Source organism: Chthonobacter rhizosphaerae, from assembly GCF_013839525.1.
Taxonomy (GTDB): Bacteria; Pseudomonadota; Alphaproteobacteria; order Rhizobiales; family Pleomorphomonadaceae; genus Chthonobacter; species Chthonobacter rhizosphaerae.
The window spans coordinates 358,079-373,968 of record NZ_JACDIS010000006.1 but is presented as its reverse complement, the minus strand read 5'-3'; the positions used below and the strand labels follow the sequence as shown (position 1 = coordinate 373,968).

General features: G+C 70.6%; 11 protein-coding genes. 8 read left to right on the top strand and 3 right to left on the bottom strand.

What is annotated here, in order from left to right; genetic code table 11:
* Positions 1-12: 12 nt before the first annotated feature.
* From bamA to lpxB, 6 genes are all read left to right on the top strand, one after another.
* A complete protein-coding gene (gene bamA, locus HND91_RS13660) occupies positions 13-2,370 on the top strand; it encodes an outer membrane protein assembly factor BamA (RefSeq protein ID WP_181707123.1) in 2,358 nt (785 codons plus the stop codon).
* 138 nt (positions 2,371-2,508) lie between these two features.
* Positions 2,509-3,552 carry a UDP-3-O-(3-hydroxymyristoyl)glucosamine N-acyltransferase gene (gene lpxD / locus HND91_RS13655; RefSeq protein ID WP_181707122.1) on the top strand — a complete coding sequence of 348 codons (1,044 nt, stop codon included), beginning with the start codon at positions 2,509-2,511 and terminating at the stop codon, positions 3,550-3,552.
* Positions 3,553-3,614: 62 nt separating this feature from the next.
* Entirely contained in the window at positions 3,615-4,037 is a 423-nt protein-coding gene (gene fabZ, locus HND91_RS13650; protein WP_246329483.1) for a 3-hydroxyacyl-ACP dehydratase FabZ, read from the top strand.
* A 26-nt stretch (positions 4,038-4,063) separates the two neighbouring features.
* A complete protein-coding gene (gene lpxA, locus HND91_RS13645; RefSeq protein WP_181707120.1) occupies positions 4,064-4,867 on the top strand; it encodes an acyl-ACP--UDP-N-acetylglucosamine O-acyltransferase in 804 nt (267 codons plus the stop codon).
* Positions 4,867-5,769, top strand: a complete 903-nt coding sequence (locus HND91_RS13640) for an LpxI family protein (RefSeq protein ID WP_181707119.1) — start codon at positions 4,867-4,869, stop codon at positions 5,767-5,769. Before lpxA ends, HND91_RS13640 begins: the two co-directional genes overlap by 1 nt.
* On the top strand, positions 5,766-6,965 hold the full coding sequence (gene lpxB / locus HND91_RS13635) for a lipid-A-disaccharide synthase (protein WP_181707118.1): 1,200 nt from the start codon (positions 5,766-5,768) through the stop codon (positions 6,963-6,965). The genes HND91_RS13640 and lpxB overlap by 4 nt, the downstream gene beginning before the upstream one ends.
* A 112-nt stretch (positions 6,966-7,077) precedes the next feature.
* Here lpxB and gltA read toward each other — a convergent pair whose 3' ends face one another.
* Both gltA and gltX read right to left on the bottom strand, forming a co-directional pair.
* Positions 7,078-8,370, bottom strand: a complete 1,293-nt coding sequence (gene gltA / locus HND91_RS13630; RefSeq protein WP_181707117.1) for a citrate synthase — start codon at positions 8,368-8,370, stop codon at positions 7,078-7,080.
* Between the two features lie 425 nt (positions 8,371-8,795).
* A complete protein-coding gene (gltX, locus tag HND91_RS13625; RefSeq protein ID WP_181707116.1) occupies positions 8,796-10,217 on the bottom strand; it encodes a glutamate--tRNA ligase in 1,422 nt (473 codons plus the stop codon).
* Positions 10,218-10,352: 135 nt separating this feature from the next.
* Between gltX and HND91_RS13620 the strand changes: the two genes are divergently transcribed.
* Positions 10,353-12,842 carry a ComEC/Rec2 family competence protein gene (locus tag HND91_RS13620; RefSeq protein WP_181707115.1) on the top strand — a complete coding sequence of 830 codons (2,490 nt, stop codon included), beginning with the start codon at positions 10,353-10,355 and terminating at the stop codon, positions 12,840-12,842.
* Here the strand turns inward: HND91_RS13620 and lexA are convergent.
* On the bottom strand, positions 12,836-13,543 hold the full coding sequence (lexA, locus tag HND91_RS13615; protein ID WP_181707114.1) for a transcriptional repressor LexA: 708 nt from the start codon (positions 13,541-13,543) through the stop codon (positions 12,836-12,838). The genes HND91_RS13620 and lexA overlap by 7 nt on opposite strands.
* A 291-nt stretch (positions 13,544-13,834) precedes the next feature.
* Between lexA and HND91_RS13610 the strand changes: the two genes are divergently transcribed.
* Positions 13,835-15,886, top strand: coding sequence for an O-linked N-acetylglucosamine transferase, SPINDLY family protein (locus HND91_RS13610; RefSeq protein ID WP_181707113.1), 2,052 nt, complete (start codon positions 13,835-13,837; stop codon positions 15,884-15,886).
* Positions 15,887-15,890: the final 4 nt, after the last annotated feature.

Here is a 15,890-nt window from a genome sequence, read left to right as displayed (position 1 = left end):
TTTGAGTATCTCATGCGCGCAGCGAAAAACTGGACCAAAGTCGTCGGCCTGTCGGTCGCGCTCGGCGGCGTTCTGCCGCTCGTTGGCGCGGATCTGCCGGGCGTCGGCATGGAAAAGGCCCACGCGGAGGTCGTTTCAAGGATCTCGGTCACCGGGTCCACCCGCGTCGAACCCGACACCGTCATCTCGTACCTGACCATCCAGCCGGGCCGGAACTACACGGCCGCGGACGTCGACGAATCGATCAAGACGCTGTTCGCCACCGGGCTCTTCTCCGACGTGCGAATCTCCCGCTCCGGCAACACGCTGGTGGTCGCCGTGGTGGAGAACCCGGTGATCACGCGCGTCGCCTTCGAGGGTAACGATCGACACGACGATAAGATCCTCGCCGCCACCATCGAGCTGCAGCCGCGGTCGGTGCTGACCCAGGCGAAGGTGCAGTCCGACACCCAGCGCATCCTGGAACTCTACCGCCGCACGGGCCGCTACAACGCCACGGTGGAGCCGCAGGTGATCGACCTCGGCGAGAACCGCGTGGATCTGGTCTTCAAGATCAACGAAGGCCCGCGCACCGAGGTGAACCGGATCAGCTTCGTGGGCAACAAGGCCTTTTCCGACGGCCGGCTCGGCGATGTGATCCAGACCAAGGAGTCGGGCATCCTCGGCTGGCTCCGGTCCACCGACAACTACGATCCCGATCGCCTGAACGCCGACCAGGAACTGCTGCGCCGCTTCTACTACAGCCGCGGCTACGCCGACTTCCGCATCGTCTCGGCCGTCGCCGACTTCGACCGCGAGCAGAACGCCTTCTTCATCACCTTCACGGTGGAGGAGGGCGAGCAGTACACGTTCGGCGACATCAACGTCGAATCGACCCTCAGCGAGATCAATCCGGAAGAGCTGCGCGCCCTCGCGACCACCAAGCCGGGCGACGTGTACAACGCCACCGCCGTCGAGGAGACGCTGGAGGACATCACCGTGGCCGTGGCCGCTCGCGGCTACGCCTTCGTGCAGGTGCGTCCGCGCGGCGATCGCGACTACGCCAACCGCCGGATCTCGGTGACCTACTTCGTCGACGAAGGCGCCCGCGCCTATGTCGAGCGGATCAACGTGATCGGCAACACCCGCACCCGCGACTACGTGATCCGCCGCGAGTTCGACCTCGCGGAAGGCGACGCGTTCAACCAGGTGCTGATCGAGAAGGCCGAGCGTCGCCTGCGCAACCTCGGCTACTTCAAGACCGTGCGCGTGTTCAGCGAGCCGGGCTCCTCGCCCGACCGGGTGATCGTCAACGTGCAGGTGGAGGACCAGCCGACCGGCGAGGTCTCCATCGGCGCCGGCTACTCGACCGCCAACGGCTTCATCGCCGAGCTGTCGCTGTCGGAGAAGAACTTCCTCGGCCGCGGCCAGTATGTCCGCGCCGCGGTGGGCCGTGGCGAGGAGGCCGAGACCTACGAGCTCTCCTTCACCGAGCCCTACTTCCTCGACCGTCGCCTTTCGGCGGGCTTCGACCTCTATCGCCGGTCGTATGACGAGGGCAGCGGCGACGTGCACCCCTACGAGGAGGTGCTGACCGGTGGAGCCCTGCGCTTCGGCATCCCGGTGGCCGAGGACACCACGCTCGGCCTGAAGTACTCCCTGTACAACCAGGAGATCTTCGGGATCGACGACGAGTTCACCGACGAGGACGGCATCGGCCCGAACCTCATCGAGGAGAGCGAGACGCTGGTCTCGTCCATCGGCTACACGCTGACCTACGACACCATCGACAGCCGCCTGTTCCCGCGCGACGGCATCTTCGCCCAGTTCGGCCAGGAGTTCGCCGGCGTCGGCGGCGACGTGCAGTTCCTGCGCACCACCGCCAAGGCCGACTACTACAAGGAGATCATCCCGGACTGGGGCATGATCGGCCACGTGGGCGTCAAGGCCGGCCACATCATGGGCATCGGCCAGGACCTGCGGTTCGTGGACCACTTCCGCCTCGGCGGCGAGACGATCCGCGGCTTCGCGTCGGAAGGCATCGGCCCGCGCGACGACACCTCCGGCTACCTCCTGGGCGGGCAGCTCTACGCGGCGGCCACCGCCGAGACGATCTTCCCGATCCCGGTCGTGCCCCGCGAGTTCGGCTTCTACGGCTCGCTGTTCGCCGACGCCGGCACCGTGTGGGACGTGGACCAGGAGAGCGTGGACGACGCCGGTCCGGGCGTGAGCGTGGTCGGCGACGACCCGACCCTGCGCGCCTCCGTGGGCCTCGGCCTGCTGTGGCAGTCGCCGTTCGGCCTCCTGCGCGCGGATTTCGCGCTGCCGGTGTCCAAGGACGACGCGGACGAGACGCAGATCTTCCGGTTCTCCGGCGGTACCAAGTTCTGATCCCGGGTTCCCGCAATCCCGTGCGACGGCCGCCGCTTCACCGCGGCGGCCGTGTTGTTTAAAGAAGGCGGCGAAACATCGTAGCGGACGGCGCGTTTCCGCTATCGAGTGCCGTGTTTTGGCGAAGGGACGAGGCGGATGGCCGACCCTCAATTCTTCACGCCGGTGCGAACCCTCACGCTGGAGGAGGTCGCAGCCCTCGCCGGCGGCCGGGTCGCCCGGGGTGACGGCGCGATGCGCCTCTCGCGGGTCGCCCCGTTGGACCAGGCCGGCCCGGACGACCTGACCTTCCTGGACAATCCGCGCTATGTGCCGCAGCTGCGCGCCACCACGGCGGCGGCCGTGATCCTGGCGGAGAAGCACCTCGGCGCCGCGCCGGAGGGCACGGCCGTGGTCGTGGCTCCCTCGCCCTATCGGGGCATGGCGCTGGTGCTGCAGGCGCTCTTCCCGGACGCGACCCGGCCGCCGGGGGTGACCGGCGAGGAGGGCATCTCGCCGGCCGCCCACATCCATCCGGACGCGAGGCTGGAGGACGCCGTGACGGTGGAGGCGGGCGCCGTGATCGGCCGCGGCGCGGAGATCGGCCGCGGCACGGTGATCTGCGCCAACGCGGTGATCGGCGCGGGCGTCCGCATCGGCCGCGACGGCTATGTGGGCCCGACCGCCAGCATCACCCACGCGCTCGTCGGCAACCGGGTGATCCTCCATGCGGGCGTGCGGATCGGCCAGGACGGGTTCGGCTTCGCCATGGGGCCGGCCGGGCACCTGAAGGTGCCGCAGATCGGCCGCGTGGTGATCCAGGACGACGTGGAGGTGGGAGCGAACTCCACCATCGACCGCGGCTCCAACCGCGACACCATCATCGGCGAGGGCACCAAGATCGACAACGGCGTGCAGGTCGGCCACAACGTGGTGGTCGGCCGGCATTGCGTGCTCGTGGCCCAGACCGGCATCTCCGGCTCGTCGACCCTCGGCGACTTCGTCGCCCTCGGCGGTCAGGCGGGCGTCTCCGGCCACGTGAAGATCGGCTCCGGCGCCCAGGTGGCGGGAGCCTCCGCCGTCAAGGACGACATCCCCGCCGGCACCCGGGTCGGCGGCATTCCGGCCAAGCCCATCCGCGAATGGATGCGGGAAGTGACCACCCTCCAGAAGTTGGCATCCGGCAGAGAGAGCGACACGTGAGCGACAACCCTGAACAGGCGTCCCCGGCCGAAGGGCCGAAGACGCTCGCCGCCCTGGACATCATGCGACTGCTGGAGGTGCTGCCGCATCGGTATCCCTTCCTGCTCGTCGACAAGATCGTCGAGATCGACGGGGACTCGTCCGCGATCGGCATCAAGAACGTCACCATGAACGAGCCGCAATTCCAGGGTCACTTCCCCAAGCAGCCGGTCATGCCGGGAGTCCTGATGATCGAGGGCATGGCCCAGACGGCGGGCGCCATCTGCGTGGCGGCCCGCCCGATGGAGCGCCGGCCGAAGCTCGTCTACTTCATGACCATCGACAAGGTGAAGTTCCGCCGCCCGGTGCAGCCGGGCGACGTGCTCGAGTACCATGTGAAGAAAACAAAGCAACGTGCGAATATGTGGTGGTTTTCGGCCGAGGCGAAGGTGTCCGGCGTGAAGGTCGCGGAGGCGGAACTCAGCGCCATGCTGGTGGACGAGTGAGCGTTCGCGAAGGAGACGAAGGCGAGATGGCAGCAGTACACCCCACGGCGATCGTCGATCCGGCGGCCACTCTCGGCGCCGGCGTGTCGGTCGGCGCCTTCAGCGTGGTCGGACCGGACGTGGTGCTCGGCGACGGCGTCGTCCTGCACTCCCACGTGGTGGTGACCGGCCGGACGACGATCGGCCCGCGCGCCAAGGTCTACCCGTTCGCCAGCATCGGCCACGCGCCGCAGGATCTGAAGTATCGCGGCGAGCCGAGCCGGGTGGAGATCGGCGCCGACACGGTGGTGCGCGAGAACGTGACGGTGAACCTCGGCACCGAGGGCGGCGGCATGCTGACCAGGGTGGGCGACCGCTGCCTGCTGATGGTCGGCGCGCACGTGGCGCACGACTGCATCGTCGGCGACAACGTGATCCTGGTGAACAACGTGACCCTCGGCGGCCACGTGCGCATCGCCGACAACGCCATCCTGGGCGGCCTCTCGGCCGTGCACCAGTGGGTGCGGATCGGGGAGGGCGCCTTCGTGGGCGGCATGACGGGCGTGGAGAACGACGTGATCCCGTTCGGCACGGTGCTCGGCAACCGCGCCCACCTCGGCGGGCTGAACCTCGTCGGGCTGAAGCGCGCGAACCACCCGCGCGAGCACATCCACGCGCTCCGGGCCGCCTACAGGACGCTCTTCTCCAGCGAAGGTGCGCTGTCGGCCCGTGTGGACGCCCTCGAGGCGGCGCACGGCGGCACGCCGCTGGTGGACAAGCTGATCGCCTTCATCCGGGAAGGGGGAGACCGGGCGCTCTGCACGCCTCGCGGGAAGGACATCGACGACTGATGCATCCGGCGCCCACCGATCCGTCTCGCCCGACCCTCGGCATCATCGCCGGGGGCGGGGCGATTCCGGTCACGGTGGCGGCCGCCGCGCGTGACTCGGGCCGCCCGGTGGTGGTGTTCGGCATCCGCGGCGAGGCCGACCACGCCATCCAGGCCTTCCCGCACCACTGGGTGCGCTGGGGCGAGATCGGCCGCCTGTTCGACCTCCTGGTGCGCGAGAAGGTGGGCGACATCGTCATCGCCGGGTCGGTCAGCCGGCCGGACTTCAGCGCCATCCGGGTGGACCTCGGCGCCATCCTCAGCCTGCCGCGCATTCTCGCCCTCATGGTCGGCGGCGACGACACCGTGTTGAAGGGTGTCGTCCGCTTCTTCGAGGATCGGGGCTACACGATCATCGGCGCCCATTCGGTGGCGCCCGACCTCGTGGCGACGGTCGGCCAGATCGGCCGCTACGGGCCGTCCGCCTCCCAGGCCGTGGACATCGGCAAGGGCTTCGAGGCCGCGCGGGTGCTCGGCAGCCTGGACATCGGCCAGGCGGTGGTCGGCATCGGCGGCCGCGTGGTGGGGGTCGAGGGCGTGGAGGGAACCGACGAGCTGATCGGCCGGATCGCGGACCTGCGCCGGCGCGGACGGCTGAAGTGGTCGGGCCGGGAGGGCGTGCTCGTGAAGGCCGCCAAGCCCCAGCAGGATCTGCGCGTGGACATGCCGACGGTCGGCCCGAAGACCGTGGCGCTGGTGGCCGACGCCGGGCTCGCCGGCATCGCCGTGGAGGCGGGCCGGGTGATGATCGTCGACCGGGCCGCCACGGTGGCGGCCGCCGACGCGGCCCGGGTCTTCCTGGTGGCCGAAACCCTGGACATGACGCCCGCGGACGCGCCGATCGCGCCCGAGCCGGCCCCATGAGCTCCGATTCCCGGCCCTTGCACGTCTTCCTGGTGGTCGGCGAGGAATCGGGCGACCAGCTGGGCGCCCGGCTGATGGAGGCGCTGATCCGGCGCACCGGCGGCTCGGTGCGCTTCAGCGGCCTCGGCGGTTCGCGCATGCAGGCGCTCGGCCTCGCGCCGCTGTTCCCGCTCCACGACATCGCCGTCATGGGCATCGGCCCCGTGCTCGCCCGCCTGCCGACCCTGGTGCGGCGGGTCTACGCCACGGTGACCGCCGCGCTGGCCGCCGATCCGGACGTGATGGTGATCATCGACAGCCCGGATTTCACGCACCAGGTGGCGAAGCGCGTGCGCAAGGAGCGCGGCGCCATCCCGATCGTCGGCTACGTGTCGCCGTCCGTGTGGGCGTGGCGGCCGGGGCGGGCGCGCAAGATGGCCGTCTATGTGGACCACCTGCTTGCCATCCTGCCGTTCGAGCCGGAGATCCATGCCCGCCTCGGCGGGCCGACCACCACCTACGTGGGCCATCCGCTGATCGACCGGCCGGACCTGCTGCTCGGCACGGACGGGGAGCGCCAGCCTTTGGCGACCGCGGACCCGCCGACCCTCCTGGTGCTGCCGGGCAGCCGGCACAGCGAGGTGAGCCGGCTCCTGGAGGTGTTCGGCGAAACGGTGGGCCGGCTCGCAGCCAAGGGCGTGCGGTTCGAGTGCGTGATCCCGGCGGTGCCGCACCTGCAGGAGACGATCACCGCCGGCAGCGCGTCCTGGGCGGTGCGCCCGACGATCGTCTCGGGGGAAGCGGCGAAGTTCGCCGCCTTCCGGCGGGCGCACGCGGCGCTGGCCGCGTCCGGCACCGTGACCCTGGAACTGGCGCTCGCCGGCGTGCCCATGGTGGTGGCCTACCGGCTGGACGCCCTGTTCCGGATCGTCAAGCGCATCGTGCTGGCGACCGGGCAGCCGCAGGTGAGCTCCATGGTGCTGCCGAACATCATCCTCGGCCGCAACGTCATCCCCGAACACCTGGACGCCGACGTGACGGCCGACGGGCTCGCCGCCGCCGTCGCGCCGCTCCTCGCCGACACGGCGGAGCGCGCCCGGCAGGTTGAAGCGCTCGGCGACCTCTGGACCCGCATGGCGCTGCCCGGCGGCCGCAGCCCCGGCGACGCGGCGGCGGACGTGGTGCTCGCCACCGCCCGGCGCGTGCCCGGCCGCTGAAGCCCCGCCCGGGCGGGGCCTGAGGACCCGGCGCCAAGCCCTTCCAGGACAATGAAAAAGGGCGCCCGAGGGCGCCCTTCCGATGTTCGGATCCCGCTCCGGCCGAGGCCGGTCAGCGGCGGTTCTCCACCGGCACGTAGTCGCGCTCCGGCGCGCCCGTGTAGAGCTGGCGGGGGCGGCCGATGCGTTGGGACGGGTCCTCGATCATCTCCTTCCACTGGGCGATCCAGCCCACCGTGCGGGCGAGGGCGAACAGCACCGTGAACATGGTGGTCGGGAAGCCGAGCGCGCGGAGCGTGATGCCGGAGTAGAAGTCGATGTTCGGATAGAGCTTCTTCTCGATGAAATACTCGTCCGACAGCGCCACCTTCTCCAGCTCCACGGCTACCTGCAGGAGCGGGTCGTCGGTGTTGCCGACGGCGGCCAGGACCTCGTGCGTGGTGCGCTGCATGATGCGGGCGCGCGGGTCGTAGTTCTTGTAGACCCGGTGGCCGAAGCCCATGAGGCGGAACGGGTCGGACTTGTCCTTCGCCCGGCGGACGTACTCCGGGATGCGGTCCGGCGTGCCGATCTCGGCCAGCATGTTGAGCGCCGCCTCGTTGGCGCCGCCGTGGGCCGGGCCCCAGAGGCAGGCGATGCCGGCGGCGATGCAGGCGAACGGGTTCGCGCCCGAGGAGCCGGCGAGCCGCACCGTGGAGGTGGAGGCGTTCTGCTCGTGGTCCGCGTGGAGAATGAAGATCCGGTCCATGGCGCGCGCCAGAACCGGGTTGACCACATAATCCTCGCACGGCACCGAGAAGCACATGTTGAGGAAGTTGGACGAGTAGTCGAGGCTGTTCTTCGGGTACACGAACGGTTGGCCGATCGAGTACTTGTAGGCCATGGCCGCGATGGTCGGCATCTTGGCGATCATGCGCAGGGACGCGACCATGCGCTGGTGCGGATCGGAGATGTCCGTGGAGTCGTGGTAGAAGGCCGCCAGCGCGCCGACAACGCCCACCATGACGGCCATCGGGTGCGCATCACGCCGGAAGCCGGAGAAGAAGCGCGACATCTGCTCGTGCACCATGGTGTGCCGGGTGACGCGCATGTCGAAGTCGGCCTTCTGGGCCGCCGTCGGCAGGTCGCCATAGAGTAGGAGATAGCAGGTCTCCAGGAAGTCGCCGTTTTCCGCCAGCTGCTCGATCGGATAGCCGCGGTAGAGCAGCACGCCCTTGTCGCCGTCGATGTAGGTGATCTTCGACTCGCACGAGGCGGTCGAGGTGAACCCCGGGTCGTAGGTGAACTGTCCGGTCTTGGCGTAGAGCGTGGAGATGTCGATGACGCTCGGCCCGACAGAACCCTCTTTGACCGGGAATTCGATGACCTTCTCGCCGGTGGTCAGGGAGGCTTTGGTTTCGCTCATACGGATGGACCTCCAAGGTGTCGGTTGACCCAGGTGCGGCGACCTGAATTGACGTTGACGTAAAGGTCAGCTGCCTCATCGCCGAGAGGGAACGCCATTGTGCGTAGCGGAAAAACCAGGGTGCGGCAAGCTGACCTTTGGAAATTGCGACCATGCCGGCGGCCCCAAAAAGTCGAAGCCGCGCACCGGTTTCGGACAGGAGAGACGCCGCCTGACGCTGCGTCAGATGATCGACGGATCGGCGCCCGCGTCAACCGTGGACGAGGGCTCATGACGGCCGGGCAGCCATGCGTAAACCCACGCACGGATCTTCGGCGCGGGACCCGACAGGGTGCCGATTGCGTCGCCGGCGCGGTGCCGATCGGGTCGACGGGTCCGGCCCGGGCGCCCGCGCGCCCGGGTGACGGCGCTCGGCCCGCGGTCGGTCAGGCCGCGTCGCGGATGCGGGCGAGGCTCTCGTCGCGGCCGAGCACGGCGAGCACGTCGAAGACCGGTGGGGAGGTGGACCGGCCGGTGAGCGCGGCCCGGAGTGGCTGGGCGACCTTGCCGAGCTTCAGCCCGGCCTCCTCCGCGTAGGCCCGCACCACGGCCTCGGTGCTGGCGGCCGACCAGTCGGGGAGGGCGTCGAGGCGCGGCAGAAGGGCCCCGAGGGCCGAGCGGCCCGTCTCGTCCAGGAGGGCGGCGGCCCTCTCGTCCACCGGCAGGGGGCGAGCGGCGAACAGGAATTGCGCGCCGTCGATCAGCTCCAGCACCGTCTTCGCGCGCTCCTTGAGGCCCGGCATGGCGGCCAGCAGCTTCGCCCGCATCGCCTCGTCGAGCTTCGCCTTGAGGTCCGCGCCGGTGGGGCCGATGTGGTCGAGCACGGTCTCCACGTGGCGGACGAGTTCCGCGTCCGGGGTGGAGCGGATGTAGTGGCCGTTGAGGTTCTCCAGCTTGGCGAAATCGAAGCGGGAGGGGGAGCGGCCGATGCCGGCGAGATCGAACAGCTCGATCATCTCGTCGGTGGAGAGGATCTCGGCGTCGCCATGAGCCCAGCCGAGGCGGACGAGATAGTTCCTGAGCGCGGCCGGCAGGTAGCCCATGGCGCGGTACGCGTCGACGCCGAGGGCGCCGTGGCGCTTGGACAGCTTGGCGCCGTCCGGCCCGTGGATGAGCGGGATGTGCGCCATCACCGGGATGTCCCAGCCGAGCGCGCCGTAGATGATCGCCTGCCGGGCCGCGTTGGTCAGGTGATCGTCGCCGCGGATGATGTGGGTGACGCCCATGTCGTGGTCGTCGACCACGACCGCGTGCATGTAGGTGGGCGTGCCGTCGGAGCGCAGGATGATGAAGTCGTCGAGGTCCTTGTTCGGGAACACGACGCGGCCCTGCACCTGATCGTCGATCGCCGTCTCGCCGTCGAGCGGCGCCTTGATGCGGATCGCCGGCTTCACGCCCGCGGGCGCCTCGGACGGGTCGCGGTCGCGCCACCGGCCGTCGTAGCGGGGCGGCCGGCCCTCGGCCTTGGCGCTCTCGCGCATGGCCTCCAGCTCCTGGGGCGTGCAGTAGCAGTAGTAGGCCTTGCCGGCCTCCACGAGGCCGCGGGCCACCTCCGCGTGCCGCTCCGCGCGCTGGAACTGGGAGATCGCCTCGCCCTCCCAGGTGAGGCCGAGCCAGGTGAGCCCGTCGAGAATCGCGTCCACCGCCGCCTGCGTGGAGCGCTCCCGGTCCGTGTCCTCGATCCGGAGCAGCATCGTGCCGCCGGTCCGCCTGGCGTAGAGCCAGTTGAAGAGAGCGGTGCGCGCGCCACCGATGTGGAGGAATCCGGTCGGAGACGGCGCAAAACGCGTGACGACGGGCTTGGTCATAGGCAAAACTCGCAAGGGATCCGGCGGCGGGCGGGGCAGGCGGCCGACATCGGTCCGCCCCGGCCGAAAAGGCAGGGGTCTGTAGCACGATGCGCGGGACGCCGCAAAAGGCGATGACCCTGACGGAGAAGCCGCGTGGCGCTGCGAGCGGCCGGTCTCGACGGTGACGGCGAAGGACCGGGACTGACCCCGGCCGACGTGTGGGGCCCCAGGAGGGCGGGCGCGGACCGGGCGCCGGGCCGGCGGCGGCGCGAACGCCGGTCCGTGTGGCGCGAGCGCTTCGCCGCCGCGCGCGACCGGGCCAGGCGGGAGATCGAGCACGACCTCGCCGAGGGGCGGGGCTTCCTGTGGCTGCCGGTCGCCCTGATGGCGGGGATCGCGCTCTGGTTCGCGCTGCCGTCCGTCCCGATCGTCGCGGCGATCGCCGGGGCCGCCGGGCTGATCGCCGTCGCCGTCCGGGCGGATCGTGCCGGCCGGCCGTCGCTCCTCCTCGCGGCCGCCGCCACCGGGGCGATCGGCTGGCTGGCGGCGGAGGCGAGCACCGCCCTCTCGGAGGCGCCGCGCCTCGGCCGGCCCTGGACCGGCGTCGTCGCCGGCCACCTGATGGCGGTAGAGGACCGGGAGAGCCGTGGGATCCGCGTGCTCGTGGCCGTGCACCACCTGGAATCCTATCGCCGGGGGCGCGCGCCGCTGAGGGTGCAGGTGATCGTGCGCGGCCCGGTGCCGGACGGGCTGCTGCGCCCCGGCGCGGCGGTGCGCCTGAAAGCGCGGCTGGCGCCGCCTTCGCCGCCGCTCTATCCGGGCGGTTATGACTTCGCCCGCGTCGCGTGGTTCGACCGGATCGGCGCCACCGGCTTCACGATCGCGCCGCCCGAGCCCTGGGCGGATTCGCCGCCGGCTCCGGGATTGCTGCGCGCCTGGGCGGAGGTGGAGAGCGTGCGCCAGCAGGTGGCGACGCGGGTGCGGGCGACGCTGCCGGGCGACACGGGGGCGATCGCCGCCGCCCTGATGGTGGGCGACCGGGGCGCCATCGACGCGGAGACGGACCGGGCCATGCAGGTCTCCGGCCTCTCCCACGTGCTGTCCATTTCCGGCCTCCACATGTCGCTCGTGGCCTTCGGCCTGTTCAAGGCGGTCCGGCTTCTCGTCGCCCTGTGGCCGCGGGCGGCGCTGGAATGGCCGGTGAAGCGATGGGCGGCGGGCGCGGCGCTGGTGGGGGCGGGGCTCTACCTTCTGGTCTCCGGCATGTCCGTCGCGACCGTGCGGAGCGCCGCCATGGTCGCCCTCGCGTGCGTGGCCGTGATGGTTGACCGACGGCCGTTCTCGCTCCGGCTCGTGGCGGTGGCGGCGCTCGTGGTGTTCGCCGTCGATCCGGTGTCGGTGCTCGAACCGGGCGCGCAGATGTCCTTCATCTCGGTGGCGGCCCTGATCGCCGCCTACGAGGGCTGGCGCGAGGCGCGGCCCATGGGCGATCCGCCCGACGTCAACCTCGCCGTCCGGGTGGCGACCGCCGTCGGCCTCTGGACGCTCGGCTGCATGGCCACCTCCCTGATCGCCGGCCTCGCGACCGGGCCGATCGCCCTCTACCACTTCGGCCGGCTGGCGCCGCTCGGGATCGTGTCCAACCTCCTGGCGACGCCCGTGATCGCCTTCCTGATCATGCCGGCGGGCGTGATGTCGGCCATCGCCATGCCGTTCGGGCTGGACGGATGGACGCTGCCGGCGATGGGGCTCGGCATCGACATCATGATCGCGATCGCCGTCATGGTGGCGGACTGGACGCCGGGAGGCGGAAGCTTCGGCCGGCCGAGCCTTGCCGGCACGCTCCTGATGGTGGCGGGCGGCCTCTGGCTGATGCTCTGGACCGGCAGGGTCCGGTTCGCGGGGCTCGCCCTGGTGGCCGCCGGGCTGGTTCTGGCGCCGCTGGAGCGCGCGCCCGATCTGGTCGTCTCCGGCACCGGGCGCCGCGTGCTCTACGCCGACCCGTCCGGGCGCCTGCACGTGCTGGGCCGGGCGGACGCGTTCGAGACGAACCTGTGGCTCGCGGCACGAGGCGCGCCGCCGGCCCGGGAGACCGACACGCTGTCCGACGGCGTCCGCTGCGATGCCGAGGCATGCGTGCTGGCGGAAGACGGGAGAGCCGCTGCCGGGAAACTTGGGAGGCGGCGGAAGGGCGCGGGGCAGGGGGAGCGACAGGAGGATGCCGCGGGCGGCGCCGCCACGGGTTGGGCGGATCCGGGCAGGCCGGGCCGGCGCTCGCTGATCGCGCTCGTCCGGCAACCGGCCGCCTTCGCGGACGAGTGCGCCACCGCCCGGCTCGTGGTGACGCCCCTGGTGGCGCCGCGATGGTGCCGCGCGCTGACGACGGTGATCGACCGGACGGATCTCGCCGCAACGGGGGCGCGGACCTATGCGGTGGAGCCCGGAGACGGGGCGGCAGGACCGCCGGCGGACGCGGCGCGATCAGGCCGGCGGCGAAACGCCGGACCCGATGGCCGGCTCCGTCTGGTGCCCCTCGACGCGGCCATCTCCGATCCGCGGCGGCCCTGGCATCCCGCCCCGGATGGCAAAGCGGATCGGGACGGCGAACAGGTGCCGAGCCCGTCCGCCGGCCCCCGTCAGTAGCGGCGCATCAGCGCCACGAGCTTGCCCTGGATGCGCACCCGGTCCGGCCCGAAGATCCGCGTCTCGTAGGCCGGGTTGGCGGCCTCCAACGCGATCGAGGCGCCCTTCTTGCGCAGGCGCTTCAGAGTGGCCTCCTCGTCGTCCACGAGCGCGACCACGATGTCCCCGGTGTCGGCGACGTCGGACCGCTTGATGACCACCGTGTCGCCGTCGAGGATGCCGGCCTCGATCATGGAATCGCCCCGCACCTCCAGGGCGAAGTGCTCGCCCGTGGTGATGAGGTCGATGGGCACGTGAACCGTGTGCGAGTGGTTCTGGATGGCCGAGATCGGCACGCCGGCGGCGATTCGGCCCATGACCGGGACGGGCAGCGTGTCGCGCTCGAACGTCGGCTCCGGCGTCGGCGCGGGCCGCGCCTTGCCGAGGTTGCCTTCGATAACCGACGGCTCGAACCCGCGGCGCGGCCGGGCCGGCGACGGCTGAACCGATTCGGGCAGCTTCACCACCTCGAGCGCTCGCGCCCGGTTGGGAAGCCGGCGGATGAAGCCCCGTTCCTCCAGCGCCGTGATGAGTCGATGGATGCCGGACTTGGACTTCAGGTCCAGGGCGTCCTTCATCTCGTCGAACGAAGGCGGAACACCTGACTCCTTCAGGCGCTCGTGGATGAACATCAGGAGCTCGAACTGCTTTCGCGTCAGCATACGGCCCTCGTTCGCGCGACCAGGCGGCGGGTTTTCAACAAGCGGCCCGCAGTATGCGGCGCGAGTCGTTTAGGTTCGGTGTCGGTACAAAACACGAACATGGTTAGCATGTTCTACCTGCGTTCTGCAAGCGTGCCCAACGCGTCCGGCGTGTTCTTTTGCGGATATCGGGGCTTCGGCGCGCGCCGGCGTCGTCAGCCCCGCGCAAGCGGCCCTCGCGACAGTGCGGCGAGAAACGATCTATCGGGGCTCTCGGGCGACGCGCGCCGGCCCCGCCGGAGGAGCGCCGCCATGTCAGCATCGTTCGAACCGATCGAATCGCAGCCGGCCGCCGGAGCGCGGGCCCTGTCGCCCGCGGCGGCGGATCGGGTCCTCGCCAAGGCGCAGCGACACTTCCGCCAGGGCAGGACCGACGCGGCGGCCGAGCTGTTCACGTCGCTCGTCCACACGCCGCGACATGCGATCGGGGCGCTTCGCGGCCTCGGCGCCTGCGAGCAGGTGAAGGGGAATTTCCTCGGCGCGGTCGGCTGGTACATGCAGGCGGTCGACGTCGACCCGTCGTCGGCCATCTCGCTCCGAGCCCTGGCGAAGGCGCTCGACCTCGCGGGACACCTGGACCTCGCGGTCCTCGCCTACGAGCGGGCGGTCGTGGCGGCCCCCCTCGATATGGAGGGCGTCTGCGATTACGCCTTCGCGCTCCGCCGATCGCTGCGCCTCGACGACGCCAAGGCGATCCTCGACTCCGCCCTCATGGGGGTCACGGACCACGCGCGGCTCTACGGGGAGCGCGCCTCGGTCCTGTTCGACCTGCGCCGGCAATCGGAATCCGAGGAGGACTATCGCAAGGCGTGTTCGCTCGACCCGCACAACGCCGGCCATTGGGTCGCATTCGGGGAGGTGCTGGACCGCGGCCAGAGCTGGGCCGAAAGCCTGGAGGCCTATCGCAAGGGGGCGCGCGCGGCGGACGACCACGTGCTGCCGAGCGCGACCTTCTACTTCGCCAAGTGCAACGCCTGCGAGTGGACGGGTCTCGACGCCCTGGAGCGGAAGCTCCTGACCATGCCGTTGGAGTCCGACCGACCCGCGCCGCCGTTCCTGTTCCTCAACCTGCCGAGCACGCCGGCCCAGCAGGCGGCCCAGTCGGCCGCCTTCGTCAAGCGGATCCGGATCGGCAGCCAGATCGACCATTCGGACCGGCGGGTGGAGCCCCGCCCGAAGGGCGACCGGATCCGGGTCGGCTACCTGTCCGCCGACTTTCACCAGCACGCGACCAGCCTCCTCATGGCGGGCTTCTTCGAGCAGCACGACCGCAGCCGGTTCGAGACCTTCGCCTATTCCGTCGGGATCGACGACGGCACGGAGATGCGGCAGCGCGTCATCGCCTCGTTCGACTCGTTCTACGAGTGCTCGAAGGCCTCCGACCAGGCCATCGTGAGCCGCATCCTTTCGGACCGGATCGACATCCTGGTCGACCTGAAGGGCTATACCCACAACGCGCGCGAGCACGTGGCGGCCTACCGCGCCGCGCCGATCCAGGTCGCCTACATCGGCTACCCGGGTCCGCTGGCGGCCGACTTCATCGACTACACGCTCGTGGACGAGCACATCGTGCCGCCCGAGGAGCAAGAGCACTATGTGGAGAACCTGGTCTACCTGCCGGGTTGCTACCAGGTGAACGACAGCACGCGGCCGATCGCCGATTGGAAGCCGTCCCGCACCGACCTCGGCCTGCCCGAGAACGCCTTCGTGTTCGCCTGCATGAACCAGGCCTACAAGATCAAGCCGGACGTCTTCGACGTCTGGATGCGCATCCTCGGCCGGGTTCCCGGGTCCGTCCTGTGGCTCCTGTCGGTGCGCCCCAAGGCCCGCGACAATCTTCGGGCCGAGGCCGCGAAGCGCGGCATGGACCCGGACCGGATCATCTTCGCGGAAGCGGCGAAGAACCACGTCCACCTCGCCCGCCTCCGGCAGGCGGACCTCTTCCTCGACACCGCGCCGATCAACGCCCACACCACGGCGAGTGACGCCCTCTGGGCCGGCCTGCCCCTGCTGACGGTCACGGGCCGGACCTTCGTCGGCCGGGTGGCCGGAAGCCTTCTGAAGTCGGTCGGCATGCCGGACCTGATCACGCCCGACTTGAAGAGCTACGAGGATCTCGCCGTCGCGATCGCGACCGAGCCGGGCCGGTGCGACCACCTGAAGGAGCGGCTCGCCGCCGCGCGGTCCACCGCGCCGCTGTTCGATACGGTGCGCACCACCCGCGCCATCGAGCGCGCCTACGAGACCATGTTCGAGCGCTGGCGGAACGGCGAGCAGCCGCGCCCCTTCTCCGTGGCTGACTGATCCG